This is a genomic window from Corynebacterium sp. ACRQP, from assembly GCF_022345915.1.
GTDB lineage: Bacteria > Actinomycetota > Actinomycetes > Mycobacteriales > Mycobacteriaceae > Corynebacterium > Corynebacterium lehmanniae.
This window is the reverse complement of sequence record NZ_JAKRMZ010000009.1, coordinates 24000-50399: the sequence shown is the minus strand read 5'-3', so window position 1 is coordinate 50399 and position 26400 is coordinate 24000. Positions and strand designations below refer to the sequence as shown.

Below are 26400 nucleotides of genomic sequence, written 5' to 3'. Positions count from 1 at the left end.
TATCGACGCCCAAAGGCCCGCTACAGTTGAGCAGCATGAGCGCCCAAACCGACAACGTGCTGCGAATGGTGGAGCAGCAGGACATCGCCTTTATCCGCCTCTGGTTCACCGACATCTTCGGCTCGCTGAAAACCGTGATGATGTCGCCCGCGGAGCTGGAAAGCGCCTTCGAGGAGGGCGTGGGCTTCGACGGCTCCTCCATCGAGGGGTTTTCCCGTGTCTCCGAGTCCGACACCCTGCTGCGCCCCGACCCGTCGACGTACCAGCCGCTGCCCTTCGACGAGGAGGCGGGCCTACAAACCGCGCGGATGTTCTGCGACATCACCATGCCCGACGGCGACCCGCTCTACGCCGACCCGCGCCAGGTGCTGCGCCGCCAGATCACCAACGCCCGCGACATGGGCTTCGAGTTCGTGGCCAGCCCCGAAATCGAGTTCTACGTGGTCAAACCCGGCCAGGGTGACCAGCCGCCGACACCTGCGGACAAGGGCGGCTACTTCGACCAGGCCAAGCGCAACGAGGCGCCGAAGCTGCGCCGCATGGCCGTCTCCGCCTTGGAGTACATGGGCATTGTCACCGAGTTCTCCCACCACGAGGGCTCGCCTGGCCAGCAGGAGATCGACCTGCGCCACACCGACGCGCTGACCATGGCCGACAACATTGTCACGTTCCGCTACATCGTGAAGACGGTCGCGGAGATGAACGGCGTGCACGCCACGTTCATGCCCAAGCCGTTCAAGGACCTCGAGGGCTCGGCAATGCACACCCACTTCTCCCTGTTCGAGGGCGACACCAACGCCTTCCACGACCCGGACGACGAGATCAGCCTGTCCAAAACCGGCCGCCAGTTCATCGCCGGTATCATCGAGCACGCGGGCGAGATCTCCGCGGTGACCAACCAGTGGGTCAACTCGTATAAGCGCCTGCAGTTCGGCTCCGAGGCGCCCACCGCCGCCACCTGGGGTATTTCCAACCGCTCCGCCATGGTGCGCGTGCCCACCTACCGCCTGCACAAGGCGGATTCGCGCCGGGCGGAGGTACGCTCGCTGGATTCCGCGTGCAACCCCTACCTGGCCTTTTCCGCGATCCTCGCCGCAGGCCTGAAGGGCATCGAGGAGGGCTACGAGCTGGACGAGCCCGCCCGCGACGACGTGTTCGCCCTGACCCGCCGCGAGCGCCGCGCGATGGGCTACCGCGACCTGCCCAACTCGCTCGACCAGGCGCTGCGCCAGATGGAGCGCTCCGAGTTCATGGCCGAGGTCCTAGGTGAGCAGGTCTTCGAGTTCTTCTTGCGCGCGAAGTGGGACGAGTGGCACGACTACACGGCCCAGATCACGCCGTGGGAGATCGACACCGGGATCGACCTGTGATTTCCCCAGCGAAGCTCGGCTTGACCAGTCCGCGCGCCGCCGAGGACATCGAGGAACTTTCGCTTATCGACGAAGCTTCGCTCTACACCCTCGCCGGCGCAAGCGACCCGGACCTGGCGCTCAACAACGCCCACCGGCTCTTCGACGCGCTTGGTGACGGCTGGGCGGAGCTGCTCGCGGCCCTACGCGACTTCCCGGTGTTCCGCACCCGGTTGTTCGCCCTGCTGGGCGGCTCCACCGCGCTGTCGGACCACCTGATCGCGCACCCGCAGCAGTGGCGGCTGCTGCTCGAGGACCTGCCCGATGAGGCCGAGCTCTACCGCACCATGCTCGCCGCCGTGGGGGTCGACGCTGACTCGCCGGGGTTGTATAAGGCGGGGGAGGGCGAAGTAAGCGCGGGTAAGCAAAAGCTCCGCGCCACCCACCGCGACCTGGTGATGCGCATCGCCGCCGCCGACCTCGCCGGCACGTTTGCCGCGGTCAAAGGCTACGGCGAGGGCGAATCCATGAGCTACGCCTACACCACCGAGCGGCTCACGTGGCTCGCGGACGCCGCGCTGACGGCCGCGCTCGCGGTCGCGGTGCGCGACGTCTACGGCGACGAGGAAGCGGACGCCGAGCTCGCCGTGATCGCCATGGGCAAGTGCGGCGCCGGCGAGCTGAACTACATCTCCGACGTGGACGTCGTGTTTGTGGCCGAGCCCGCCTCGCCCAAAATCACGCGCGTGGCCGCGGAGATGATGCGCATCGGCTCCGCGTGCTTCTTCGACGTGGACGCGAACCTGCGGCCCGAAGGCGCCTCCGGCGCGCTGGTGCGCACGCTGGAATCGCACCAGGCGTACTACCGGAAATGGGCCGAGACCTGGGAGTTCCAGGCGCTGCTGAAGGCGCGACCGCAGACCGGGACGATGGCGCTGGGGCGGGCGTACTCCGAGGCGATCGCGCCGCTGGTGTGGGAGGCCTCCCAGCGCGACTCCTTCGTCGAGGACGTCCAGGCAATGCGCCGGCGCGTGTTGGAAAACGTCCCGGCCGAGGTGCGACGCCGCGAGCTGAAACTCGGGCCCGGCGGGCTTCGCGACGTCGAGTTCGCCGTGCAGCTTCTGCAACTCGTGCACGGGCGCATCGACGACACCCTGCGCGCCCGCAACACCTTGGAGGCACTCACTGCCCTGGCTAAGGCCGGATACGTCGGCCGCGACGACGCGCGCGTGCTCACCGAGGCCTACGAGTTCCTGCGCCTGCTCGAGCACCGCCTGCAGCTGCAGCGCTTCAAGCGCACCCACCAGCTGCCCGAGCCTGACGACGAGAAACGCAACCGCTGGCTCGCCCGCGCCGCCGGCTTCACCGCGAACCACCGCGGCTCCGCCCCGGACGCGATGTACCGCGAGCTCAAGCGCGTGCGCCGCGACGTCTCTGACCTGCACGAGCGCCTGTTCTACCGGCCGCTGCTCGGCGCGGTGGCGGACATGTCCGTCGGCGAGGCCACCCTCTCCGCGGACGCGGTCAAGGCCCAGCTCGCCGCGCTCGGCTACCGCCACCCGGCGCGCGCCTTTGACCACCTTTCCGCGCTGGTCAAGGGCACCTCGCGCAAGGCCAAGCTGCAGGCGATCCTGCTGCCGTCGCTGATGCACTGGCTCGCCGATACCGCGGACCCCGGCCAGGGCTTGTTGAACTACCGCAAGCTTTCGGACGCAGCCGTGGACCGCAGCTGGTTCCTCCGCATGTTGCGCGACGAGGGCGTGGCGTCGCAACGCCTCATGCACATCCTGGGCACCTCGCCGTACGCCTCCGACCTCATCACTTCCGCGCCCGACGTGGTCAAACTGCTCGGCGACGGCTCCAACGGACCGAGGCTTCTCGACGCCGCCCCCGACCAAGTCCACAAAGCCATCCTCGCCTCCGCCAAACGCCACCAGGCGGACCCCGACAAGGCCGTCGCAGTGGCGCGCTCCCTGCGCCGCGCGGAGCTTGCCCGCATCGCGTCCGCCGACCTCCTCGGCTTCATGGAGCCGCGGCAGGTCTGCCTCGAGCTGACCTACGTGTGGGAGGCCGTACTCGAGGCCGCGCTGCGCGCCGAGGTGCACGCCGATCTCGCAAGTTCGCCTCACGACGAGCCTCCCGCCCGCATCGCCGTCATCGGCATGGGCCGCCTCGGCGGCGCCGAACTCGGCTACGGCTCGGACGCCGACGTGATGATCGTCGCCGAGCCGAGCGAGGAAGCCGACGAAGCAGGCGACGCGATTGCTTGGGTGGCGAAGATCGTCGACCAGATGCGCGCCCGCCTGTCCAAGCCCTCCGGCGACCCGCCCCTCGAGGTGGATCTGGGCCTGCGCCCCGAGGGCCGCTCCGGCGCGGTGGTGCGCACCATCGCCAGCTACGAGCGCTACTACCGCGAGTGGGGCGAGGTCTGGGAGCGCCAGGCGCTGCTGCGCGCGGCCGTCGTCGCCGGGGACCGCGGCGTGGGCGACGCGTTTTTGGAGGCCATCGACGCCTTCCGCTACCCAGCTGGCGGCGCCAAGCCTTCCGACATCCGCGAGATCCGCCGTATCAAAGCCCGCGTCGACAACGAACGCCTGCCCCGCGGCGCCGACCGCGCCACCCACACCAAGCTCGGCCGCGGCGCGCTCGCGGACGTCGAGTGGACCGTGCAGCTATTGACCATGCAGCACGCCCACACCCACGAGGAGCTGCGCACCCCGTCCACCCTCGACGCGCTGGACTTCCTCGTCGAGCTCGACGACCCGTCCGTCATCCGTGGCTCGCACGCCGAGATACTGCGCACCGCGTGGCTCACCGCCACCCGCGCCCGCAACGCCATCGTGCTCGTGACCGGCAAGCGCACCGACCAACTTCCCGCGCCGGGCCCGCAGCTCGCGCAGGTCGCGGGCTCGGCCGGCTGCGACCCCGACGACCAGCAGGAGTTCTTAGAGGACTACCTGCGCATCACCCGCCACGCCCACAAGGTGGTCGAGGAGGTGTTCTGGGGCGAGGTGCCGTCGCACGAGTTCGATTAGGGCGGGGAGGCGCAGTGGCGTCGATAGGCAATATGCTCGAGCCCATGGCAGTGAACATGACCATCGACCTGAACAACGCCACCTTCGCAGACCTGATTGCGCTGGTGGACGCCGCGCGCGTGGCCGGCGTCGACCCCAAGACCGGGCTGGAGCTCGACGGCGAGACGCTGAGCATCACCGTCGAGCCGACAACCCGCACGCCCGCGCGCGAGCACGCGCCCGAGAAGGAGCGCACCGTGCCGCCGCTCGGCGACGCCGCGATTCGCTCGGTGGTGGATATTTTGACCGGTCGACAGGAACCGCCCCGCACGTAGGCGCCCATGACGTAGACTTCGCGGGGTGGACTACATCTCAACTCGCGACGCATCGGCGCAGCCGCGCTCCTTCACAGACATCCTGCTCACAGGCCTAAGCCCCGACGGCGGCCTGTTCATGCCGGCGGTGTACCCGTCCATCACCCCGGACCTTCTGAGCGAGTGGCGCGAGCTTTTGCTTCACGACGGCTACGCTGCCCTCGCCGCCGAAGTGCTGAAGCTCTACGTCGATGACATCCCCGAGGCGGACCTCGAGACCATCGCGCGCCGAGCGTACCGCACCCCCGTCTTCGCCGACGAGGAGATCGTGCCGGTGACCCGCCTGAACGACACGCTGCACATCGGCCACCTGTCCGAGGGTCCGACCGCCGCGTTCAAGGACATGGCGATGCAGCTGCTCGGCGAGCTGTTCGAGTACGAGCTGGCCCGCCGCGGTGAGGAGATCAACATCCTGGGCGCGACCTCGGGCGACACTGGCTCGTCGGCCGAGTACGCGATGCGCGGGCGCGACGGCATCCGCGTGTTCATGCTCACCCCGGCCGGGCGCATGACGCCGTTCCAGCAGGCGCAGATGTTTGGGCTGGACGACCCGAACATCTTCAACATCGCCCTGGACGGCGTGTTCGACGACTGCCAAGACGTGGTCAAGGCCGTCAGCGCGGACGCGGGGTTTAAGTCGAAGTACTCCATAGGCGCGGTGAACTCCATCAACTTCGCGCGCCTGCTCGCGCAGGTGGTGTACTACATCGCGACCTACCTGAAGGTCACCGAGACCAACGACGAGCGCGTCTCGTTCTGCGTGCCCACCGGCAACTTCGGCAACGTGTGCGCGGGCCACATCGCGAAGCAGATGGGCCTGCCCATCGACCGCCTCATCGTGGCCACCAACGAAAACGACGTGCTCCACGACTTCTTCGCGCGCGGCGAGTACCGCCCCCGCTCCGCCGCGGAGACCTACGCGACGTCCTCGCCGTCGATGGACATTTCGAAGGCGTCCAACTTTGAGCGGATGCTTTTCGACGCCACGTTGCGCGACTCCGACCTCACCCGCGAGCTGTTCGCCAACAGGGTGAAAGACGGCGGCTTCGCTGCCACCGATCTGGGCGGGGAAGAGGCGATGGAGCGCATCCGCGGCGAGTTCGGCTTCGCCTCCGGCACTTCCACCCACGCCGACCGGGTGGCCACCATCAAGCGCGTGCACGACGAGTTCGGCGTGCTGGTGGACCCGCACACCGCCGACGGGATCCACGTGGCCGAGCAGCTCGCGGGCGAGGTGGACACCCCGATCGTGGTGCTGGAAACTGCGCTGCCGGTGAAGTTCGCCGACACGATCGCCGAGGCGATCGGCAAGGCGCCGGAGGTGCCGGAGCGCTTCGCCGGCATCATGGACGCGGAGCGCCACGTGACCGACCTGCCCAACGACGCCGAGGCCGTCAAGGCGTTTATCGCCGAGGCCATCGAGGGCACTAACGTCTAGGGCACACCAAGGAAGGAGTGCGCGCAATGGCACAGGAGCAGTTCGCAGGCCCGGAGCACTACACCGACTTCGACCCGGAGAAGTTCATCCGGGACATGAAGATCATGGCCGAAGAAAAGGACCAAGAGAAGGAGCAGGACGGCGACGAGGGCTCGGCGGTTGACGCCTCCGAGTAGCCAGGGCGGTTCAGCCAAGCGCTACCAGCCCGAGCAGGGCCCGCAGTGGCGTTTCCCGGACATGCCCGGAGAGGCCGCGCAGCAACCCCAGCAGTACCCGCAGTATCCGCTGAAGTTCCCGGACATGCCGGCCCCCGGCTCCACTGCGCGGGCGCGCCGCAGCGGGCTGCAGACGGGCGGGTGGATCACCGTCATCGTCGCGACGGCGGTGATCGTGGGCATCGTGGTATGGCTTGGCCTGAACGCGTCGAAAATCCCCACCGGCACGGTGGAGGAGCGTGAGGCACTGTCCGAGGTGCAAACGCCTGGCGACGACGCTCCCGCGCCGGAGAACGAAAACAACGTGCTCGTGCCCGCGTTCGCCCCGTGGGCACCGGGCACGAAGATCCAGACCACGGACCACCGCCCGGCGCCCGGGGAGCATTTCACGGCGCAGTCGTGCACCGCGGCGTTTTCGTTTACCGGCAAGGACGGCCGGGCGTATGCGGTGACCGCCGGCCACTGCGGCCGCGAAGGCGACCTGGTGTGGCCCACCAACGCCTCCACCGCCTTCGACTACGCCTCCGAGGTCGGCCACTTCATTTTCTCCGGGCTGTATTCGCAGAACACCCCGGAGACGGAAGGCGCGGACGTCGGCATCATCGAGATCACGGACCCGGAGCGGTTCATGGACGTGGTCGGCGCGCCGATACCGACTGGGATCGGGGAGGGCCTTGGGCCCGTCGATAGGGTGTGCAAAACGGGCGCGACCACGGGCTACACGTGCGGCGATTTCGAGGACACTGAGCGGGTGCAGATAGTCAACCTCGACCCCGGCGTGGAGGACGAGACCTTCGGCGACATCGCCGCCGTGTGCGCCGCCTCCGGCGACTCGGGCGGGCCGGTGTTCGCGGACGTGGGCGGCCGCGCCACCGTCATCGGCGTCGTCTCCGGCACGGAAGCCGGCCGCGCGGGCGAGGAGTGCTACGAGGGCATGGAGGACCCGCACCTGATGAGCTACTCCAACGTCAAGCAGGTCATGGCCGTGATCCGGCACGCCGTGCCGGACGCGGAGTTTATTCCCCGGCGTTGGTGACAGGGTTGGCAAGCAGCGGCCAGCGCTTGAGGTGCTCGCCGGTTTCCTTGTCGTTGTCCACCACCACGACCTCGTCGTCGGTGTAGCCGTTGAACGTCACGCGGTCGATCTCGTCGGGCCGCTCCACATCGAGCCACCGCTTCGACAGCGCGTCGGCGTCGTCCACGTCCATCCAGTTCAGGGTGATCACGCGGAAGTGGTTGTGCGAAGCGTAGTCCACAAACGACACCGAATCAGCGCCCTCAGCCACGCCGAAATCGATGTACTGGGCGAGGGTCTCCGGAGGAAGCGTCGAGAAGCAAAAGCCCCAGAAGTTAAAGCGCATCCCGCTTTTCGACGTCAACGTCACCGTGTCCAAACAATTCTGCTCCAGCAGACGCGACAGGTGGCCCGCGATCTCGGTGGAGTCGTCGAGGGCGCCGTCCACAACGTCGCCGCGCATCATCGCGCCCGAGTTCGTCTCGCCCACGCGCACGTTGTCGATCAGGTTCGGTCGGATGCTCGCCGCGACGTTGCCCGGATCCGCCGGCGCCGGGTTGAACGGGCGCACCGGCTGCGGCAGCTCCGCGTCCTCCGGGGTGCTCGCGGTGGTGCGGCTCGCCGCCATCGCCACCCCGAAAATCACCAGGATGACCAGCGCGCCGTACACCGCGACGAACAGGGGCGCGGGGACGCGTCTGACCCAGGGCTGCTTGTCGGAAACGGCGGTGCTCATAATTCTGGGGATTGTACACTTGCCACCATGCCTATCCCGGAGTTCATCGTGGAAACCCGCAAGAAAATCGGCACCGACCTGATGTGGGTGCCCGCCGTGTGCGCCGTCGTGCTCCGCGACTCCACCGATGCGTCGCCGTGGGCCGTCCCCGAGGTGCTGCTGGTGCGCCGCGCCGACAACGGCGAGTGGACCCCCGTGACCGGCATCGCGGACCCGGGCGAGGAGCCGCACGTCGCCGCCGTGCGCGAGGTGCTGGAGGAAACCGGCGTGCGGGTCACCGCCGCGGCGATTTTGGGCGTGGGCGCGCACGGCCCGGTCACGCACGCGAACGGGGATCAGGCCAGCTACATGACGGTGCAGTTGCGCTGCGAGCCGCTCGACCCCACCGTGGACCCTGTTGTCGGCGACGACGAAAACACCGAGGCCGGCTGGTTCCCCATCTCCCAGATGCCGGTGACGGACCCGAAGTGGCGCCTGGCCATCGCCGACGCAGCCTCGCAGCGCCGCCACCCGGGCAGCTTCGCGCCGCGCATGGGGCTGACCAAGCGGTGAGGCTCGGCGTCGACGTCTCGGAGCACCAGGCCGGGCTCGACGTCTCCCGCTTCGACTTCGTCATCGCCCGCACCACCGACGGCACGTACCAGGATGCCGCGTTTTCGTCGTTCGCCCCGCACGCGACGGCGGCGTACCACTACCTGCGCGCCCCGTCCGAAGGCACGTCCGTCGCCTCGCAAGTTGCCGCCTCGCTTGAGGTTCTCGGGGACCGCCGCTTGCCTATGTGGCTCGACGTCGAGTCCCCGGCGGGGCTTTCGCTTCTCGACGTCCGCTCCGCCCATCACACCTTCTCCTCCGCAGGCGTCGAAGTAGCCGGGGTCTACACGAACGCCTGGTACTGGCGGCGGCACATGCTGTTCGCGGACGTGGCCGAGTTCGGCGCGCTGTGGTTGGCGCAGTGGGGTTCAAACCCGGTGGTTGACGTTTCTGCGCCTCTAGACGTGGGGGAGTGGCCGCGCCCGGTTGGCTTTCCGACGCCCACGGTGTGGCAGTTCACCTCGCGCGGCCGCGTCGACGGGATGGACGTAGATTTAAATTTGGCGCGCTGACCTGCCGATTGTGAATTTCACAGGTGAAGTTATCCACAATTCGGGCAGGGTCTGGTGTTGGGGGTTGCGCTGGCTTAGCTTCTGGGCCATGAACTTCACCGACTTTGTTTCCGCAGGCGTTTCTGTGCTCGCCGACTTCGACCGCGACGTAGCCATGGCCACCGGCCTGTCCACCGGCCGGGTGCGTGATTTGGCGCGGGTGCACCACACCTACTTTGGCCCGACCCAGTTCACCCGCAAGCAACGCGACGCCCTCGCCGCCGCCGAGGGTTTACCTATCGACCAGCTCGTGCACATCGAGAAGAAACTCCTCGCCGTCGAAGGCGCCGCCGAACGCTGGCGCATTAGGTTGGATTTGGTGCGCCACCGCGGCTCCTACCGGGCCCTGACCAAGCGCATCAAACGGTTGATCAAACAACCCGTCAAACCCGCCCCACCCTCGTGCAAGTTCAGCCGCTCGAAAGCAGGCATGCGCACCATGATCCTCACCTACAACGAGCGCGACCTCGCAGATTTGGAGCACCTGCTGCGCCAACTCATCGACGCCGACGACCCCGCCGCCGCCCAAATGGCCCACACACTCATCAGCATCCTGCGCGACGGCAAAGGCGTGCCGAAGGCGAACTTCCGGCCGATCATCCTGGTGCCGATCGCCGACTGGGCCCGCATCCAATCAGGCCACGCAGACGAAGTCACCCTGATCTGCACCGACGGCACCACCATGACCGGGGCCGAGTACATGGAGCACGAATTCGGCGACATACTCGAAGTCGCCGCGTTCCACCCCCAAGAAGGACCCGTCAACCTCTACTACGGTCAGCGCTGCGCCAACGCGAAGCAGAAGGTCATGTCGAAGCTGCTCTGCCCGTCGTGTGCGTTTCCCGACTGCAAACACTCGGCAGAGACCACCCAAACCCACCACATCAATGCGTGGCGCTACGGGGGAATGACCAACATGGACAACCTCGCCGAACTATGCCCCTTCCACAACGGGGTCAACGCCGACAACAGGCAAGGCCCGTTCGGCTACATCGACAACCCGAACGCGAGAATCCACTGGGTCGCACCCAACGGCACACGCGTCCCCATGACCACCCCGGGCGCGATGGAACTGCTCTTCGACTAACCACACAACCGAAAACCCGCCCCACCGGGCGGGCACATCGGCATGCCGTTTTTACCGGCGGCCTTCAATCGCCCAGCTGATGAAGCGGCCGGAACACAGCGACCAGTGCACGATGAGCAGGAACGGCAGCGACAACGCGATGACATCGAGCCAGTGCGAGCCGTTGACAAGCGCGACCTGGTGCCCGCCCATGCTCACCGTGCCCGGCGGGAAGGTGCACGCCCACCAGGCGGGGGAGTACTCCACCCAGCGCGCGACGTTGGGGTAGAAGTTGAACATCGCCCAAATGCCCAGGGGGATAGCCAAGACGAGCGCGACGTAGCCGTAGTGGATGGAGAATTTTCCGGGGAACAAAATCTGCATCGCGGTGGTGGATTGGCCGATCACGCCCAGCGGCACCCATGCGGTCGCCGACAGCGGCCCCGAAAGGTCCACCTTCCCGTGCCACGCGGCCCAGTACACGCGGGCGAACGTGGGCACCGCGGTGAACAGGGACATCAGGAAGAACACGGTGCCGAGCACGTGGTAGAACTGCCCGTAGTCGCGGGCGAGCCAACCAGCCACCGACGCGGAAATCATCGGGCCGACCAACGGCAGGCCCCAGGTGAACTTCGGCGCGCCCTCAAAGCGGCTGAGCTGGATGGCCCAGGTGATGACGGTGACGGGGGCGCCGACCCAGAAGCCGATGAGGCGGTAGACGCCTTCGTCGGTAAGCCCGGATAGCGCAGCACCCAGTGCGAGGATGCCGATGAAAAACATCGACCATTCGGCCATGGTGGTGCGCTTGAAGCTGGGGTGGCGGTAGCGCGCGAACCCGTACACGAGCACGACGAGGATGAAGCACGCGATCGCGGCGAAGACGGCGGCGAAGAACTGGTGGTCCATTTCCACGAGGAGTCGCGACACGATTGAGGTGCCCATGAGGCTGCCGCCCCACGCGGGGCCGGGCGGTGGCAGTTGGCGGAACTTGTCAGTCACTCAGCGCATGGTAATCCCTTTTTGCGGATGGTGCTCGCGCGGCCCACCGGGCGGGACCCGTTGCACCAAAACGGCCCCGGCAGCACAAAACCCGACCTGCGGTTTTGCGCCGATTCGGTCGGGTTCTGGTTGGGCAGGTCACTGTTGGACAGCGGTGTGTTTCTAGCCCACGTTCGCTCCGAACAGCGAGCCGATGGCGAACGTCGCCGCCAGCGCGATGGTGCCGCCGACCACGATGCGGGTCACCGAGCGGGTGACCGGGGCCTCGCCGAGCTTCGCGGACAGCGCGCCCGTCAACGCGAGCGCCACCAGGGTCAGCACGAAGATCGCGGCGATGCGCCAGGATGCGGGGGCGAGCAGCGCCGTCGCAAAGGGCAATGCGGCGCCGAGCAGGAACGACAGGAACGACGCGATGCCCGCGGACCACGGGTTGACCTGCATCTCCTCGGACATGCCCATGGCGCGCTCGGAGTCGCGCTGCGAGGACACTGAGACGTATTCGCCCAGCGCCATCGACACCGCGCCGCCGATCACCGCGGCCAGGCCGGACATCGCGATCGTGGTCGCATCGGACGTCGCGCCCGCAACGCCGACGACAACGGCGGCGGTGGAGACGATGCCGTCGTTCGCGCCCAGCACCGCGGCGCGCAGGCGGTTCAGCCGCTCGCCGGTGCCGGGCTCATGCCTATCGACGCCACCTTCCGCCGTGCCCGGACAATCCATCAGATCAGTCATGACCCAATCATCGCCCGGCCGAATCACCCCCGCAAGGAAGTTCGGCCTGCCTTACTGCAGGTCAGTCTATGCAAACCTAGCAGTCGAAGTACATCTCGAACTCCTGCGGGGTGGGACGCAGGCGCACCGGGGTGATCTCGTTGTCGTACTTGAGCTTGATGTAGGTCTCGATGAGGTCCTCGGTGAACACGTCGCCCTCGGTGAGGAAGTCGTGGTCCGCCTCCAGGGCCTTGAGCGCGGCCTCGAGTGAGGTCGGCGCCTGCGGGATGTCCTTGGCTTCCTCCGGCGGCAGCTCGTAGAGGTCCTTGTCCACCGGGGCGTGCGGCTCGATGCGGTTCTTGATGCCGTCGATGCCCGCCATGAGCATCGCCGCGAAACCGAGGTACGGGTTGCCCGATGGGTCCGGGGCACGGAACTCGATGCGCTTGGCCTTCGGGTTCGCGCCGGTGATCGGGATGCGGATGGCGGCGGAGCGGTTGCGCTGTGAGTACACCAGGTTGATCGGCGCCTCGAAGCCCGGCACGAGGCGGTGGTAGGAGTTCAGCGTCGGGTTGGTAAACGCCAGCACCGCACCGGCGTGCTCGAGCAGGCCGCCGATGTACCAGCGGGCGATGTCGGACAGGCCGCCGTAGCCGGACTCGTCGTAGAACAGCGGCTCGCCGTCCTTCCACAGCGACTGGTGGGCGTGCATGCCGGAGCCGTTGTCGCCGGCGAGCGGCTTGGGCATGAACGTCACGGTCTTGTCGTACAGCGTCGCGGTGTTCTTGATGATGTACTTGAAGTCCTGCAGGTCGTCGGCCGCGTGCAGCAGGGTGTTGAAGCGGTAGTTGATTTCCTGCTGGCCGCCGTTGCCCACCTCGCGGTGGAAGCGCTCGATGTCGAAGCCGGCGGCGGCGAGGTTGCGCACCATCGCGTCGCGCACCTCGACGGTCTTGTCGTGCGGGGCGACGGGGAAGTAGCCGCCCTTCCAGCGGTTCTTGTAGCCCAGGTTCGGCGAGCCGTCGGCCTCGACCTCGTTGCCGCGGTTCCACCAGCCTTCCTCGGCGTCGACTTCGTAGAACGCGGAGTGGCCTTCCACCTCGTAGCGGATGGAGTCGAACAGGTAGAACTCCGCTTCTGCGCCGATGGAGCAGGTGTCGGCGATGCCGGTGGAGCGCAGGTATTCCTCGGCCTTCTTGGCTACGTTGCGCGGGTCGCGGGAGAACGGCTCGTGGGTGAACGGGTCGTTGACGAAGAACTTCACGTTCAGGGTTTTCGCACAGCGGAACTGGTCCAGCTTGGCGGTGGCGAGGTCCGGCATGAGGGTCATGTCGGATTCTTCGATGGTGGTGAAGCCGCGGATGGAGGAGCCGTCGAAGGCGAGGCCTTCTTCCATCACGTCTTCGTCGAACATCGATGCCGGGATGGAGAAGTGGTGTTCGATGCCGGGCACGTCGGTGAAGCGCACGTCGATGAATTCCACCTCCTCGTCGGCGATGAATTTCTTGACGTCTTCGATGTTGTCGAAGGACACGGGTGGTACTCCTCGTTGTGTGTCGGACATAAGCGGTTTCAAGTCTACGCGGACGTCCCGCTACGCTTCGGAGGCATGGCTGCTTCTCGACGACAAACCTGGCACGACGGTCCCGAAATCCCCAACCAATTCTCCGGCGAGGATGCCCTGCCGGAGTACCCGGGGCAGTTTTTAGGCATGCCGAAGGAAGGGGCGGGATCCCAGGCGTCGGTGCTGCGCCGCATGGGCGGGGTGCTCATCGACTGGGCGTTGTGCGCGGTGGCGGCGTCGCTGATCACGGCGAACACCTCCGCGTTGGGGGACCGTTACACCGCGACGTACCTGCTGTGGATCGTCCTCGGCATCGTGTGCGGCTGGCTGTTCGCCCGCACCCCGGGCATGGCGGCGCTGGGCATGGGTGTGGCCCGCGTGGACAAGGAGGCCCCGGTGGGGCTGTGGCGCGCGGCGGTGCGCACGATCCTGACGGGCTTTGTGCTGCCGGCGGCGCTTGTGGACGCCGACGGCCGCGGCATGCACGACCGCGCCACCACCACGACGGTGATCCGCACCTAGTTGTTGATGGGGCGTTCCTCGCCGACGAGTTCGTGGTCGAAGTCGATGTAGCGGAAGAACGCCCAGGTCGGGTCGGTGAGCATGCGTCCGACGGAGAGCCCGCCGGCGATGAACAGCACCACGAAGGACACTTCGGTGAATTTCGACAGCGCGTTGATGATGTCGCCGACCGCGAAGTTGTGCACCGCGGCGTAGATGACGGGGCCGGGGATCATCACCACGGCTGCCGGGATGGTCACGGTGGTGCGCGGCACCTTCGCCACCTGGCCCAGCAGCCCGCCGACGATGCCGATGATCAGCGCGGCGACGAACGCGGCGAGGTAGGAGCGCACCCCGTCCGCAAGCAATGCGAGGCGCGCGGCGTTGGCCACCATCCCGAGGGTTGCGGCGATGAGCGCCATGCGTCTCGACGAATTGAACAGCAACGCAAAGCAGCCCACACTGACAAAGCTGGCCAGCGCGCCGGAAACCAAAAACTCCGCCGATTTTGGCACGGGCGCCGTCTGTGCCTGTGGCGTGCCGGAAAGCATCGCCACCACGGAGACTGTCAGCATGATCACCACGATGATCTCGAGCGCGAAGAACAGTCTCGGGATGCCGGCGGTGAAGTCGAAGCGTGCGAGGTCCACAAACGAGGTGAACAACGGGAAGCCGGGGATGAGAAACAGCACGGCCGCGACGAAGCCGGGGGAGATCACACCTGATATCGGCACCACCTGCGCCAGCAGCAGGAACGCCGCGGAGGCAACAAACGACGCGGTCATGGTGATGCCGATCAGGTTGAAGTGGGCCTTGTGTAAAAACGCGCGCACGAGCTGGCCCAGCATCGCCGCCAGGCACACCAGCGCGGCGGTGGCGAGCCCGAACTGGTTCAGCACTGCGAATCCGGCGCAGGCCAGCCCGGCGGCGAGCGTCGATAGGCGAAAGCCCCAGCGTGGAGAGGGGATGCGCTCGATCTCATCCAACACCGCGTCGATGACCTCGGGGGTGCGGTAGCTCTGCAAAAGCGAGTGTGCGGCGGTCTCCAGCGCCTCGATGCGCGAGGCGTTCACCCCCGGCAGCGGCACGTCGGACACGGCGGTGCGGAACTGCTCTCCGCGGTGGAACGTGCAGCTGATGGTGTTGAAGCCGACGATGACGTCGGCGTTGTCGAAGCCGACCGAGCGCGCGCAGCGCTTCACCGCGCGGATCACGCGGTAACCGGACGCGCCGGCAGCCAACAGCAAGACGCCGAAGCGAAGACAGGTGTTCGCCTCGGCGTCCATGGGCGGGTTGTGTGCGGTCACTTGCCGCCCTTGCGCTCCTGCATGCGGCGCATCTTGCGGTTCATTCCCGCCATGTTCTGCGCCTGCTTCGGCAGCGGGCCGCCCGGCAGGCCGGCCGCCTGGGCGCCGCGGCCCCGGGAATCCATCGCGTCGAGCTTGGCGGCGAGGTTGTACACCTCGTCCTTCTGGTAGTTCTTCGGCAGCTTGAGCAGGTGCTTCTGCAGGTCGCGGTTGCGCACCTGGCCTTCGCCCTCGCCGGCGTAGACCTCGTAGACGGGCACGCCCGCCAGCAGGCGCTCCACGCGCTTGTGCTCTTTGCCCATCAGGGACTTCAGGCGGTTCGGGTCGCCCTCGCCGACGAGCACGACGCCCGGGTTGCCCACCACTCGGTGCACGGTGTCCATGTGGGTGTTGGCCTGCACACCGGTTTTGGTCTGCCAGACGATGCCCATCGTGTTGCGCATGTTCTCCAGCGTCCAGCCGGCGGCGCCGGGGGTGTCGCCGACCTCGTCGTACATGGACTTCTCCAGGCGGCGGGAGAAGATGAACATCGCCAGCACGGCGCCCAGGATCAGGCCCATGATCAGCCAGAACCACTTCGCGCCCCACCACAGGCCGAGGAGGAAGAACAGCAGCCCGCCGCCCAGCACGCAGGCGAGCATGATTGGGATCAGCGCTTTGTCGCGCTTGCGCTGGATGTCGAACGCCTGCTTGAGCTGCGAGCGGGTTGCTTTGCCCTTGGCGCGCTTCGCGGCGCGCTGTTCTTTCTTGGCGGCTTTCGCCGCTTCCTTGTCCTGCGTCTTAGCCATGGCCATAACTGTATGCCACAGCTAAGACGCGGGCCAAAGACCCTAGCGGGTCTCCACTGGGTGGTCGGCGGATGCGCCGTACTTCTTCAGCAGGGTGGAGGCTTCTTGGGCAGTATCGCCTTGCGACGTCTCCGCCAAGTGCACGAGATTCTCCGGCAGCTCGAGGCCGCGGTGGGCCATCGCCTCGACGTAGAGCTTGCCGGCACGGTAGGAGGAGCGCACCAGCGGGCCGGACATGACGGCGCCGAAGCCCATCTCGTAGGCGGCGTCGCGGTACTCGATGAACTCTTCCGGCTTCACCCAGCGGTCGATCGGGTGGTAGGTCGGGCCGGGGCGAAGGTACTGGGTGATCGTGATGATGTCGCAGCCTGCGTCGACCAGGTCGTGCAGCGCCTCGAGGACTTCCTCGCGGGTCTCGCCCATGCCGAGGATGAGGTTGGACTTGGTGATCAGCCCGAAGTCGCGGGCCTGGCGGATCACGTCGAGGGAGCGCTCGTAGCGGAACGCTGGGCGGATGCGGCGGAAGATGCGCGGCACGGTCTCCACGTTGTGGGCGAAGACCTCGGGGCGGGCCTCGAAGACCTCCTGGAGCAGGTCCGGCTTGCCGGAGAAGTCCGGGGTGAGGTTTTCCACGCCGGTGTGCGGGTTGAGCTCGTGGATCTTGCGCACGACCTCGGCGTAGAGCCAGGCGCCCTCGTCGTCGAGGTCGTCGCGGGTGACACCGGTGATGGTGGAGTAGTTCAGGTTGAGGCTTTTGACCTCTTCTGCCACGCGGCGCGGCTCGTCGCGGTCCAGGGGATCCGGGCGGCCGGAGGCGATGTCGCAGAAGTCGCAGCGCCGCGAGCAACGGGATCCGCCGATGAGGAAGGTCGCCTCACGCGACTCCCAGCACTCGTGGATGTTCGGGCAGCCCGCCTCTTGGCACACGGTGTGCAGACCCGCGCCCTTGACCTTTTGCTTCATGTCCTCGTATTCGGGACCGGTCTTGACGGAGTTGCGGATCCACCGCGGCTTCTTCTCAATCGGTGTTTCGGAGTTGCGCGCCTCAACGCGCAAAAGCTTGCGGCCTTCTGGTGCTACAGTCACGCTTCTCACCGTACCTTCCGTGTCAAACCCTTCGAGGGGTCCGGTCGGGTGGCGAATGTGTGGTCCGCCACGACCAGCTCGCCGGACAGGGCGCGCTCGAGTTCGCGCACCATCGGCGCAGCCATGTCGGCTGGGGTGATGTCGCGGCCGAGCTCGAGCGACAGGGTGGTCACGTCGGCGTCATCGATGCCGCAGGCGACGATGTGTTCGTAGTGCTCGAGCGTGTTGTCGCAGTTCAGCGCGAGGCCGTGCATGGTCACGCCGCGGGTGATGCGGATGCCCAGGGCGGCAATCTTGCGTTCGCGTGTCGACGCCTCCGGGTCCACCGCCTTCGTCTCCTCCGGCACCCAGACCCCGGAGCGGCCGTCGACACGGCCCGCCGTGGTCACACCGGCGTCGCGCACGACCTGGATGAGCGCTTCTTCGAGACGGCGCACGTAGTCGACCACGTCCACCGGCTCCGCGAGCTTGATGATGGGGTAGACCACCAGCTGGCCCTCGCCGTGCCAAGTGATGCGCCCGCCGCGGTCCACCGGCACCACGGGCACGGGGTAGGCGGGGTCGGGCATGTCCTCCGGCTGCGTGCGCTTGCCGGCGGTGAAGGTGGAGGGGTGCTCGAGCACTAGCACTGTGTCCGGCAGTTCGCCTTTGGCCCGTCGAGAAGCAATGTCCGCCTGGAGGTCCCAGGCTTCCTGATAGTCCACGAGCCCCAGCTCGCGCACGTCAATGGGCGCGGCTGAGGCTCGGATGGATTTGTCGGCGGGGAAAAACGGGTCGCGCGGGGCAGTCATACCCTTAGACCCTAGTCCCCGCCGACTTAGACGCCGTTGGAGGAGGCGTACTCGTCGGCGGTCATCAGCGGACCGACCTCCTCGACCTCCACCTCGAAGAGCCAGCCCTCGCCGTACGGGTCGTTGTTGATGGCCTCGTAGGCGCCGTCGATGTCCTCGTTGACCGCGGTGACCGTGCCGGTGACCGGGGAGTACAGGTCGGAGACGGACTTGGTGGACTCGATCTCGCCACAGGTCTCGCCCGCGGTGACGGTGTCGCCGACCTGCGGCAGCTCCGCGAAGACGACCTCGCCGAGGCGGTCAGCCGCAACGTGGGTAATGCCCACGCGCACAGTCTTGCCTGCTGCTTCGTCCGGGGTGGCGTTGATCCACTCGTGGTCCTCGGAGTAGTAGAAGTCCGGCTTCAGCTCCATGGTTATGCGTCCTTTCGGGAGTAAAACGGGGTCGGTGCAATAGTAAACGGGTAACGGCGTCCGCGGATGTCGATTTCCACTTCCGTGCCCTTTTCCGCGTGCTTGGGGTCCAGGTGCGCGAGCGCGACCGGGTAGCCCAGCGTCGGCGACGGCTGGCCGGAGGTGACCACGCCGATTTTCTCGTCCGAGCCTGCGAGGAAGACCTCGGCGCCCTCGCGGGCGGCGCGGCGCTGCTCGGAGGTCAAACCCGCGATGACCACGCTCGGCTCGCGGCCGAGCAAAGCGTCCTTGCCCACGAAGTCCGCTTCCTTCTTGGCAAACGCGCGGCCCATACCGGCCTCCACCGGGGTGATCTCGGCGGTCAGTTCGTGGCCGTAGAGCGGCATCGAAGCTTCCAGGCGCAGCGAGTCGCGCGCCGCCAGGCCGCAGGGGGTGCCGGAGCCGATGACGGCGTCCCACACCTTCTGCGCGTCATCGCTTGCGCAGAACAGCTCGAAGCCGTCCTCGCCGGTGTAGCCGGTGCGGGCGACGAAGGTTTCCACGCCGTCGAGGGTCATCCACGCGCCGGAGTAGTAGGACAGGGCGGAGGCGTCGTCGCTAAGCAAAGGCTCCAGCACCTCGAGCGCACGCGGGCCCTGGACCGCAACCAGCGCGAACGATTCCGAATTGTTGGTCAGCTGTACGTCGAAGTCGCCCTTGCGGGCCTCAAACGCGGCCCACACGGCGGCGGTGTTCGCGGCGTTGGGCACGACCATGAAGTGGTTCTCGCTGAAGCGGTAGGTGATCAGGTCGTCCAGGATGCCGCCGTCCTCGGCGACGATCATGGAGTACTTCGCCTTGCCGTCTTTCAGCGCGGAGAAGTCGGAGATGAGGGTGTAGTCCAAAAACGCGGCGGCGTCGGGGCCCTGGACGGTGATCTCGCCCATGTGGGACAGGTCGAAGATGCCCACGTCGTTGCGGACGGCGCGGTGCTCCTCCAGCTCCGAGCCGTACTTCAACGGCATCTCCCAGCCGCCGAAGTCGGTGAAACTGGCGCCGAGCTTCTCGTGGGTGGCATGCAGCGGGGTCTGTGGCATTGGTGGTTCTCCTTTAAGACTCAGTTTCGATGTCAAACGCTTCCGGCGGCGGGCAGGCGCACTGGAGGTTGCGGTCGCCGAAGGCTTCGTCGATGCGACGCACCGGCGGGAAGTACTTCGCGTGCACCAGCGAGGCAACCGGGTAGGCGGCCTTCTCGCGGGTGAACTCGTACGGCCATTCCGAGCGGATCACGCTGGCGGCGGTAAACGGCGCGTTGTGCACGACGGAGTTTTCGTACTCGACGTTGCCGTCGATGATCTCCTGGATCTCGGCGCGGATGGAGCGCATCGCCTCGATGAAGCGGTCCAGCTCGGCCAGGTCCTCGGACTCGGTCGGCTCCACCATCAGCGTGCCGGCGACCGGGAAGGCGAGGGTGGGGGCGTGGAAGCCGTAGTCGATCAGGCGCTTGGCTACGTCAGCCGCAGTGACGCCGGAGGCGTCGGTAAGTTCGCGCAGGTCCAGAATGCACTCGTGGCCGACCAGGCCGTCGTTGCCGGTGTAGAGCACCGGGTAGGAGTCGTTCAGCGCGCGTGCGATGTAGTTCGCGCCCAGCACGGCGTGCTCGGTTGCGCTGCGCAGGCCGGCGGCACCGGACATGGCGATGTACGACCAGGAAATCGGCAGCACGCCAGCGGAGCCGTACAACGTGGAGGTCACCGGCACGCCGCCCTCGCCGTCGGCGGCGGTCGGGTCGCCCGGCAGGAACGGGATCAGGTGCTCGCCCACGCCGATCGGGCCCACGCCCGGTCCGCCGCCGCCGTGCGGAATGGTGAACGTCTTGTGCAGGTTCAAGTGCGAAACGTCGCCGCCGAAGTCGCCCGGGCGCGCGATGCCGGTCAGGGCGTTCATGTTCGCGCCGTCGATGTAGACCTGCCCGCCGGCCGCGTGCACCTTGTCGCAGACCACGCGCACGTCTTCCTCGTACACGCCGTGCGTGGACGGGTAGGTGAGCATGATCGCGGCCACGGCGTCGGCGTGCTTTTCCAGCTTCGCGTCCAGGTCCGCAAGGTCGATCGAGCCGTCGTCTGCGGTCTTGACCACCACGACGCGCAGGTTCGCCAGCGTCGCCGACGCCGCGTTCGTGCCGTGTGCAGAGGCCGGGATGAGGCAGATGTCGCGCTCGGTGTCGCCGTTGGCCACGTGGTACGCGCGGATGGCCAACAGGCCGGCCAGCTCGCCGGTCGCGCCGGAGTTCGGCTGCACGGACACTTCGGCGTAGCCGGTGATTGCTACCAGCCAGGCGCGGATTTCGTCGATAAGCTCGCGCCAGCCCTCGGTGTACTGGTCAGGGGTGTAGGGGTGCACGTTGGCGAAGCCCGGCCAGGTGATCGCCTCCAGGCCAGCGGTGGGGTTGAGCTTCATGGTGCACGAGCCCAGCGGGATCATCGTGCGGTCCAGCGCGAGGTCCTTGTCGCCGAGCGTGCGGATGTAGCGCATCATCTGCGTCTCGGAGTGGATGCGATTGAACGTCTCGTGGGTGAGGAAGTCGGTGGTGCGCTCCAGCGCCGCCGGGATGCGCGCCGCGCCCTCAGCGACGGAAGCCCCGAAGCCCGCAAGCAGCGCCTCGACGTCGGCGTCGGTGGTGTCCTCGCCGAAGGAGACACCGACGGTGGTCTCGTCGATTGCGCGGACCAGGTAGCCTGCATCCGCAAGCTTTGCGACGACCTCCGCTGCCCCCGCAACCTCAACCGCCACCGTGTCGAAGAATTCGGCGTGCTTGACTTTCACGCCGGCAGCCTCGAGCGACGCGGCGAAGTCTGTGGCGCGCTTATGCACCGCACGCGCGATGTCCTTCAAGCCTTCAGGGCCGTGGTAGACGGCGTACATCGACGCCGTGACGGCCAAAAGCGCCTGCGCGGTGCAGATGTTGGAGGTGGCGCGCTCGCGGCGGATGTGCTGCTCGCGCGTCTGCAGCGCCAGGCGGTAGGCGGGGTAGCCCTCGGCGTCCTTGGACACGCCCACCAGGCGGCCCGGCATCTGGCGCTGCAGCTTCTCGCGCACCGCCATGTAGGCCGCGTGCGGGCCGCCGTAGAACAGCGGCACGCCGAAGCGCTGCGTGGTGCCGATGGCGATGTCCGCGCCGAACTCGCCGGGGGACTCAAGCAGCGTCAGAGCCAGGATATCGGCATCGACGGCGACCAGGCCGCCGCGCTCGTGGATCGCCTCGATCACCGGGCGCGGGTCCACGATGTCGCCCTCGGTGCCCGGGTAGGCGAACACGGCGCCGACGAGGTCCTCGCCGACCACGCCCTCGGCCAGGTTGGCCACCTCGACCTCTAGGTCGATCGCGCGGGCGCGCTCGGAGGCGACTGTGATCACCTGCGGGTGCAGGCGCGAATCCAGGAGCACCCGGCGGCCCTTCTTCACCACACGCGACATCAGGCCGACGGCTTCGGCGGCGGCGGATGCTTCGTCGAGAAGCGAAGCGTTCGCGATGTCCAGGCCGGTGAGATCTTGCACCATGGTCTGGAAGTTCAGCAGCGCCTCAAGGCGGCCCTGCGAAATCTCGGCCTGGTACGGCGTGTAGGCCGTGTACCAGCCGGCGTCCTCCACCACACCGCGGCGGATCACGGGCGGGGTCAGGGTGGAGGAGAAGCCCTGGCCGTAGAACGCGCGCAGCACGGTGTTCTTGTCTGCGAGCTCGCGCAGGCGGGCCTGGGCTTCGTACTCCGTCAACGCCGCCGGCAGGTCGAGCGGCTGCTGCGCCAGGATGCCGGAGGGCACCGCGGCGTTGATCAGCGCATCGATAGAATCGTAACCCAGAGCATCCAGCATTTTCTGCTGTTCTGCCTGGTCTGGGCCGATATGGCGGGAGATGTAATCCAACTGGGGCTCCTTGAAAATCGGGTCGTGATAACCACGCGACAGCTTAGCTGTTTCTCAGCCCCAGTTAGCCCGATTTAGAACTCGTCTACACCCGCGTTTCCGAACAGCCACGTCACCGCGATCGCGCCCGGATCCGGCACGTCTTTCGCGCTCTCGCCGAGGTAGGACGCGCGGCCCTTTTTCGCCTGCATGCCGCGGGTCGCCTTCGCGCCCTCGACCGCCGGGGCGAAGACGTGCGCGAGCACTTCGTCGACGCTGCCGGTGGCGTCTTTGGCGGCGCGGGCGGCCGGTGCGAGGGCGTCGACGAGCGTGTTGTCGCCCTCCTTCGCGCCGCCGAGCTCCGTGATGGCGTCGACGCCGCGCTGCAGCCCCTCCGCGAGCGCCCCGGCAAACGCGGCGCCGTCCGCGTCGCGTGAATCCACGCCGGCGTCCTCGAACGCGTCCGCCATCTGGCGGAAGAGCGTGCCCAGCACCGCACCGGAGGTGCCGCCGGCGCGCACCAGCATGCGGTGGGCGAAGAAATTCAGCACCTCTGCATCAGCACCCCGCACAGGCCTGACGACGTCACCAAAGGCTGCCTCCATATTCTGACCGAAGTCGCCGTCGCCGGCCTCGCGGTCCAGGGCAGTCAGGTCGTCGTAGCTGGCGGCGAGGCGCTCCACAAAGCCGGTCAGCCACGCGTTTTCCTCGCCGCTATCCGGCTGTGCCTCGTTGTCGACCATGCGCGCTTCCGCGTACTCGGGGTCCGCGACGGTGCCGGGCCAGGCGGGGGCGGCGGTGTCGGCGTCGATGAGCTGGATCAGCTCGTCGTCGAGCACGGTGAGCGTGAGTGAAATGCCCGCCATGTTCAGCGAGGTCACTAGCGTGCCGCGCATCCCGCGGCGCACCTTCAGCCCCCGTTGCGTCAGCTGCTTGACCGCCTCGCCGAAGACCAGGTCCTGCTCCAGCTGGCTCGTACCACCCAGGCCGTTGACGAAGAGCATGACGTCCTCGCCCTTGACGCCCGCGTCGCGCAGCGAGGACAGGATGCTATCCAGGAGCTCTTCCACCAGCGCGGCGGCGGTCAGCTGCGCGCCAGCAATGTCGCGGCGCTCCACGCCCGGCTCGCCGTGGATGCCCACGCCGATCTCGATCTGGCCTTCGCCCAAGTCGAACGTCGCTCGGTCCGAGGTCGGGGAGTGGCCCGGCTGCAGCGCCACCGCCATGCTGCGGGACTGATCCGCCGCGCGCTGGGCAACCTCCGCCACCGCCTGCAGGTCGTCGCCGCGCGCAGCCGCAGCGCCGGCGACCTTCTCCACGATCACCGTGGCACCCGTGCCGCGGCGGCCCGGCGAGTCGTCGTTGTCGATCTCGGTGGCCACGTCGTCGTCCACAAGTACCTGCGCCACCTCAGCGTCGGCGTGGTTTCCCGCCACGGTGAAGTTCATCACGTCGCCGGTGTAGTTCTTCACCACGTGCACCACGCCCGCGCCGCGGTTGGCCCACTCGGTGGCCGCGCCGATCTGCACCGCGTTGGGGGAGGTGAACAGCAGACCCGGGCAGGCCGCATCCAGCATGCCGGCACCGATGAAACCGGCGTGCATCGGTTCGTGGCCCGATCCGCCGCCGGAGATGACGGCTACTCGGGGTTCGCCTTTGGTGGCGTCGTCAAGCAAAAGCCCCACGAAGCCCTCGTCGTGCCACTCGGCGCATGGGTGCGCGGCGACAAGGCCGCCGAGGGCCTCGCGCATGAAGTGGTCGGTGGAGTTACGAAATGATTTGAACGTGTCAGCCATACCGCCACTTTATGCCAAAAACGACGAAACCCGGCACCGAGAAACGGTGCCGGGTTCAGCGCATTCCGGGGCTAGATGTCGAGATCAGCCTCGAAATCGCCCTGCTCGATGCGGTCCTTGATCGTGGTTACGAAACGGCCCGCGTCCGCACCGTCGATCAGCTGGTGATCGTAGGTGAACGGCAGGTAGCACATCTGGCGGATTGCGATGGAGTCGATGCCGTCCTCGGTCACGATGACCGGGCGCTTCTCAATCGCGGCGGTGCCCAGGATGCCGGCCTGCGGCGGGGTCAGCACCGGGGTATCCAGCAGCGCGCCCTCGGAGCCGATGTTGGTCACGGTGAAGGTCGCGCCGGACAGGTCGTCCGGACGCAGCTTCTTGTCGCGTGCGCGGGACGCCAGGTCGGTGATCGCCTTCGCGATATCCGCCAGGTTCATGTCCTGCACCTTCTTGATTACCGGCACCAGCAGACCCATCGGGGTATCCACTGCGATGCCGATGTTGACGTCGGAGTGGTAGGTGATCTCCTTCGCGTCAGCGTCGTAGGAGGCGTTGACGTTCGGGTGGGACACCAGCGCCTCTGCCGTGGCCTTGATGAAGAAGGCCAGGTAGGTGATGTTTGCGCCATGCTTCTCGACGAATGCCGGCTTGACCTTCTTACGCAGCTCCGCAACGCGAGTCACGTCGACCTCCTGCACGTGGGTCAGCTGCGCGGTGGTCTGCAGGGACTCCACCATCTTCGCGGCGGTGATCTCGCGGATGCGGTTCACGCGCTGGGTGGTGCCGATGAGCTCCGCCTTCGCCGGATCCACGGACTTGGTGGACCAGTTTGCGCGCGGGCCCTTCGGGGCCGCCTTCTCGTCGCCCTTCGCCGCAGCTGCGTCAGCGGCGCCCTCGGCCTTGCCGCCCTCGGCAGCGGCCAGGACGTCCTGCTTGCGGATGCGGCCGCCGACGCCGGTGCCCTCAACCGTGTTCAGGTCCACGCCGTGCTTGTCGGCGAGCTTGCGCACCAGCGGGGTGACGTACGGGACGTTGTCGCCGTTGTTGACCTTGGCGGACGCGTTCTTGGAGTCAGCCTTGTCAGCCTTCTCGGTCTTCTCGGCCTTCGGTTCTTCCTGCTTCGGTTCCGGCTTCTCTTCAGCCTTTTCCTCGGCCGGCGCCTCAGCCTCTTCAGCCTCGTCGGCATCGTCTTCCTCGACGGCGGCGTCAGCGTCGCCGATGATCACGATGACATCGCCGACCTCTACGGTGTCGTCTTCCTCGGCCAGGATCTCCAGGATGGTGCCCTCGACCGGGGACGGGATCTCGGTGTCGACCTTGTCGGTGGAGACCTCGAGCAGCGGCTCGTCGACCTCGACCATGTCGCCGACGGACTTCAGCCAGGTGGTGATGGTGCCCTCGGTGACGGACTCGCCGAGCTCCGGCATCTCAACCTTGGTGCCTGCACCGCCGGAAGACTTCTTCTTCGGCTCGGCCTTCTTCTCTTCCTTGGGCTCTTCCTTCTCCTCGGCCGGCTCCTCTGCCTCTGCCTCGTCCTCGTTGGAGTCGTCGGAAGCTGCTGCAGCATCAGCGTCGCCGACGCGGGCGATGACGTCGCCGACCTCGACGGTGTCGTCCTCTTCAGCCAGGATCTCGATCAGGGTGCCGGCAACCGGGGACGGGATCTCGGTGTCGACCTTGTCGGTGGAGACCTCGAGCAGCGGCTCGTCCACCTCAACCTCGTCGCCGACTTCCTTCAGCCAGGTGGTGATGGTGCCCTCGGTGACGGACTCGCCCAGCTCCGGCATCTCCACGTCGGTGGCGTCGCCGGAGGCCTTCTTGGCCGGCTTGTCGTCCTTCTTCGGCGCCTCAGCCTTCTCCTCGGTCTTTTCTTCGGCCGGCTCCTCAGCCTCAGCCTTCTCTTCCTTCTTGTCGGAGGAAGAGTCCGCTTCCTCGCCCTCGTCGCCGATGATGGCGATCACGTCGCCGATCTCAACGGTGTCGTCCTCCTCGGCCTTGATCTCCAGGATCACGCCTGCGACCGGGGACGGGATTTCGGTGTCGACCTTGTCGGTGGAGACCTCGAGCAGCGGCTCGTCCACCTCGACCGTGTCGCCGACTTCCTTCAGCCACGTGGTGATCGTGCCTTCGGTGACCGATTCGCCCAGCTCGGGCATCTCAACTGAGTGCGCCATTTCTTAAGTCTCCTCATTGAAACGTTGGAAGCTATA

At 67.1% G+C, this 26400-nt stretch carries 23 protein-coding genes; 10 read left to right on the top strand and 13 right to left on the bottom strand.

The features are described 5' to 3' along the window. Positions 1 to 35 precede the first annotated feature (35 nt). Genes glnA (MHY23_RS05100) through MHY23_RS05075 form a run of 6 tightly spaced genes read left to right on the top strand, consistent with a single transcriptional unit; the run spans position 36 to position 7426 of the window. Complete coding sequence (glnA, locus tag MHY23_RS05100; protein ID WP_239306668.1) at positions 36 to 1370, top strand: type I glutamate--ammonia ligase; 1335 nt, start codon at positions 36 to 38, stop codon at positions 1368 to 1370. After that, complete coding sequence (locus MHY23_RS05095; RefSeq protein ID WP_239306667.1) at positions 1367 to 4384, top strand: bifunctional [glutamine synthetase] adenylyltransferase/[glutamine synthetase]-adenylyl-L-tyrosine phosphorylase; 3018 nt, start codon at positions 1367 to 1369, stop codon at positions 4382 to 4384. The genes glnA (MHY23_RS05100) and MHY23_RS05095 overlap by 4 nt, the downstream gene beginning before the upstream one ends. A 44-nt stretch (positions 4385 to 4428) precedes the next feature. Beyond that, positions 4429 to 4698, top strand: a complete 270-nt coding sequence (locus MHY23_RS05090; protein ID WP_239306666.1) for a hypothetical protein — start codon at positions 4429 to 4431, stop codon at positions 4696 to 4698. A 25-nt stretch (positions 4699 to 4723) separates the two neighbouring features. Further along, entirely contained in the window at positions 4724 to 6175 is a 1452-nt protein-coding gene (gene thrC, locus MHY23_RS05085; RefSeq protein WP_239306665.1) for a threonine synthase, read from the top strand. 26 nt (positions 6176 to 6201) lie between these two features. Continuing rightward, positions 6202 to 6351: a hypothetical protein gene (locus tag MHY23_RS05080; RefSeq protein WP_239306664.1), complete on the top strand. Its 150-nt coding sequence runs from the start codon at positions 6202 to 6204 to the stop codon at positions 6349 to 6351. After that, positions 6335 to 7426: a S1 family peptidase gene (locus MHY23_RS05075; RefSeq protein WP_239306663.1), complete on the top strand. Its 1092-nt coding sequence runs from the start codon at positions 6335 to 6337 to the stop codon at positions 7424 to 7426. The genes MHY23_RS05080 and MHY23_RS05075 overlap by 17 nt, the downstream gene beginning before the upstream one ends. On the opposite strand, the gene MHY23_RS05070 is transcribed toward MHY23_RS05075, so the two are convergent. After that, a complete protein-coding gene (locus MHY23_RS05070; protein WP_239306662.1) occupies positions 7407 to 8141 on the bottom strand; it encodes a hypothetical protein in 735 nt (244 codons plus the stop codon). The two genes, MHY23_RS05075 and MHY23_RS05070, sit on opposite strands and share 20 nt — an antisense overlap. Before the next feature lie 27 nt (positions 8142 to 8168). Here MHY23_RS05070 and MHY23_RS05065 point away from each other — a divergent pair, with 27 nt between their 5' ends. The 3 genes from MHY23_RS05065 to MHY23_RS05055 all read left to right on the top strand — a co-directional run bounded on the left by MHY23_RS05065 (position 8169) and on the right by MHY23_RS05055 (position 10370). After that, the gene (locus tag MHY23_RS05065; protein ID WP_239306661.1) at positions 8169 to 8693 is read left to right on the top strand and encodes an NUDIX domain-containing protein; all 525 of its coding nucleotides are present in this window, start codon (positions 8169 to 8171) and stop codon (positions 8691 to 8693) included. Then, positions 8690 to 9244 (top strand): GH25 family lysozyme, encoded by a 555-nt coding sequence (locus tag MHY23_RS05060; RefSeq protein WP_239306660.1) that lies wholly within the window; start codon positions 8690 to 8692, stop codon positions 9242 to 9244. The genes MHY23_RS05065 and MHY23_RS05060 overlap by 4 nt, the downstream gene beginning before the upstream one ends. 88 nt (positions 9245 to 9332) lie before the next feature. After that, on the top strand, positions 9333 to 10370 hold the full coding sequence (locus MHY23_RS05055; RefSeq protein WP_239306659.1) for an HNH endonuclease signature motif containing protein: 1038 nt from the start codon (positions 9333 to 9335) through the stop codon (positions 10368 to 10370). 51 nt (positions 10371 to 10421) lie between these two features. On the opposite strand, the gene MHY23_RS05050 is transcribed toward MHY23_RS05055, so the two are convergent. The 3 genes from MHY23_RS05050 to glnA (MHY23_RS05040) all read right to left on the bottom strand — a co-directional run bounded on the left by MHY23_RS05050 (position 10422) and on the right by glnA (MHY23_RS05040) (position 13626). After that, entirely contained in the window at positions 10422 to 11348 is a 927-nt protein-coding gene (locus tag MHY23_RS05050) for a TDT family transporter (protein ID WP_239306658.1), read from the bottom strand. Between the two features lie 162 nt (positions 11349 to 11510). Continuing rightward, entirely contained in the window at positions 11511 to 12083 is a 573-nt protein-coding gene (locus tag MHY23_RS05045; protein ID WP_370645821.1) for a VIT1/CCC1 transporter family protein, read from the bottom strand. A 76-nt stretch (positions 12084 to 12159) separates the two neighbouring features. Continuing rightward, positions 12160 to 13626, bottom strand: a complete 1467-nt coding sequence (glnA, locus tag MHY23_RS05040; protein ID WP_255713876.1) for a type I glutamate--ammonia ligase — start codon at positions 13624 to 13626, stop codon at positions 12160 to 12162. Between the two features lie 45 nt (positions 13627 to 13671). Between glnA (MHY23_RS05040) and MHY23_RS05035 the strand changes: the two genes are divergently transcribed. After that, a complete protein-coding gene (locus MHY23_RS05035) occupies positions 13672 to 14148 on the top strand; it encodes an RDD family protein (RefSeq protein WP_239306656.1) in 477 nt (158 codons plus the stop codon). Here MHY23_RS05035 and MHY23_RS05030 read toward each other — a convergent pair. From MHY23_RS05030 to sucB, 9 genes are all read right to left on the bottom strand, one after another. Next, on the bottom strand, positions 14145 to 15434 hold the full coding sequence (locus MHY23_RS05030; protein WP_239306655.1) for a threonine/serine exporter family protein: 1290 nt from the start codon (positions 15432 to 15434) through the stop codon (positions 14145 to 14147). The two genes, MHY23_RS05035 and MHY23_RS05030, sit on opposite strands and share 4 nt — an antisense overlap. Then, positions 15431 to 16222: a DUF4191 domain-containing protein gene (locus MHY23_RS05025; RefSeq protein ID WP_370645820.1), complete on the bottom strand. Its 792-nt coding sequence runs from the start codon at positions 16220 to 16222 to the stop codon at positions 15431 to 15433. The genes MHY23_RS05030 and MHY23_RS05025 overlap by 4 nt, the downstream gene beginning before the upstream one ends. Before the next feature lie 42 nt (positions 16223 to 16264). Continuing rightward, the gene (gene lipA / locus MHY23_RS05020) at positions 16265 to 17308 is read right to left on the bottom strand and encodes a lipoyl synthase (protein WP_239306653.1); all 1044 of its coding nucleotides are present in this window, start codon (positions 17306 to 17308) and stop codon (positions 16265 to 16267) included. Between the two features lie 5 nt (positions 17309 to 17313). Next, on the bottom strand, positions 17314 to 18099 hold the full coding sequence (gene lipB / locus MHY23_RS05015) for a lipoyl(octanoyl) transferase LipB (RefSeq protein ID WP_239306652.1): 786 nt from the start codon (positions 18097 to 18099) through the stop codon (positions 17314 to 17316). Positions 18100 to 18125: 26 nt separating this feature from the next. After that, on the bottom strand, positions 18126 to 18512 hold the full coding sequence (gene gcvH / locus MHY23_RS05010; RefSeq protein ID WP_181888773.1) for a glycine cleavage system protein GcvH: 387 nt from the start codon (positions 18510 to 18512) through the stop codon (positions 18126 to 18128). Positions 18513 to 18514: 2 nt separating this feature from the next. Further along, a complete protein-coding gene (gene gcvT, locus MHY23_RS05005) occupies positions 18515 to 19588 on the bottom strand; it encodes a glycine cleavage system aminomethyltransferase GcvT (RefSeq protein WP_239306651.1) in 1074 nt (357 codons plus the stop codon). A gap of 13 nt (positions 19589 to 19601) precedes the next feature. Continuing rightward, on the bottom strand, positions 19602 to 22415 hold the full coding sequence (gene gcvP, locus MHY23_RS05000) for an aminomethyl-transferring glycine dehydrogenase (RefSeq protein ID WP_239306650.1): 2814 nt from the start codon (positions 22413 to 22415) through the stop codon (positions 19602 to 19604). A gap of 74 nt (positions 22416 to 22489) precedes the next feature. Beyond that, positions 22490 to 24190: a dihydroxyacetone kinase family protein gene (locus tag MHY23_RS04995; protein ID WP_239306649.1), complete on the bottom strand. Its 1701-nt coding sequence runs from the start codon at positions 24188 to 24190 to the stop codon at positions 22490 to 22492. Positions 24191 to 24261: 71 nt separating this feature from the next. Further along, a complete protein-coding gene (gene sucB / locus MHY23_RS04990; RefSeq protein ID WP_239306648.1) occupies positions 24262 to 26364 on the bottom strand; it encodes a 2-oxoglutarate dehydrogenase, E2 component, dihydrolipoamide succinyltransferase in 2103 nt (700 codons plus the stop codon). Positions 26365 to 26400: the final 36 nt, after the last annotated feature.

Coding starts and splice junctions, on each gene's coding strand:
- MHY23_RS05065 (WP_239306661.1), top strand. CDS start 8,169: ATGCCTATCCCGGAGTTCATCGTGGAAACCCGCAAGAAAATCGGCACC.
- MHY23_RS05045 (WP_370645821.1), bottom strand. CDS start 12,083: ATGACTGATCTGATGGATTGTCCGGGCACGGCGGAAGGTGGCGTCGAT.
- gcvH (WP_181888773.1), bottom strand. CDS start 18,512: ATGGAGCTGAAGCCGGACTTCTACTACTCCGAGGACCACGAGTGGATC.
- sucB (WP_239306648.1), bottom strand. CDS start 26,364: ATGGCGCACTCAGTTGAGATGCCCGAGCTGGGCGAATCGGTCACCGAA.
- MHY23_RS05070 (WP_239306662.1), bottom strand. CDS start 8,141: ATGAGCACCGCCGTTTCCGACAAGCAGCCCTGGGTCAGACGCGTCCCC.
- MHY23_RS05055 (WP_239306659.1), top strand. CDS start 9,333: ATGAACTTCACCGACTTTGTTTCCGCAGGCGTTTCTGTGCTCGCCGAC.
- gcvT (WP_239306651.1), bottom strand. CDS start 19,588: ATGCCACAGACCCCGCTGCATGCCACCCACGAGAAGCTCGGCGCCAGT.
- MHY23_RS05035 (WP_239306656.1), top strand. CDS start 13,672: ATGGCTGCTTCTCGACGACAAACCTGGCACGACGGTCCCGAAATCCCC.
- MHY23_RS05080 (WP_239306664.1), top strand. CDS start 6,202: ATGGCACAGGAGCAGTTCGCAGGCCCGGAGCACTACACCGACTTCGAC.
- lipB (WP_239306652.1), bottom strand. CDS start 18,099: ATGACTGCCCCGCGCGACCCGTTTTTCCCCGCCGACAAATCCATCCGA.
- MHY23_RS04995 (WP_239306649.1), bottom strand. CDS start 24,190: ATGGCTGACACGTTCAAATCATTTCGTAACTCCACCGACCACTTCATG.
- MHY23_RS05090 (WP_239306666.1), top strand. CDS start 4,429: ATGGCAGTGAACATGACCATCGACCTGAACAACGCCACCTTCGCAGAC.
- glnA (WP_255713876.1), bottom strand. CDS start 13,626: ATGTCCGACACACAACGAGGAGTACCACCCGTGTCCTTCGACAACATC.
- glnA (WP_239306668.1), top strand. CDS start 36: ATGAGCGCCCAAACCGACAACGTGCTGCGAATGGTGGAGCAGCAGGAC.
- MHY23_RS05025 (WP_370645820.1), bottom strand. CDS start 16,222: ATGGCTAAGACGCAGGACAAGGAAGCGGCGAAAGCCGCCAAGAAAGAA.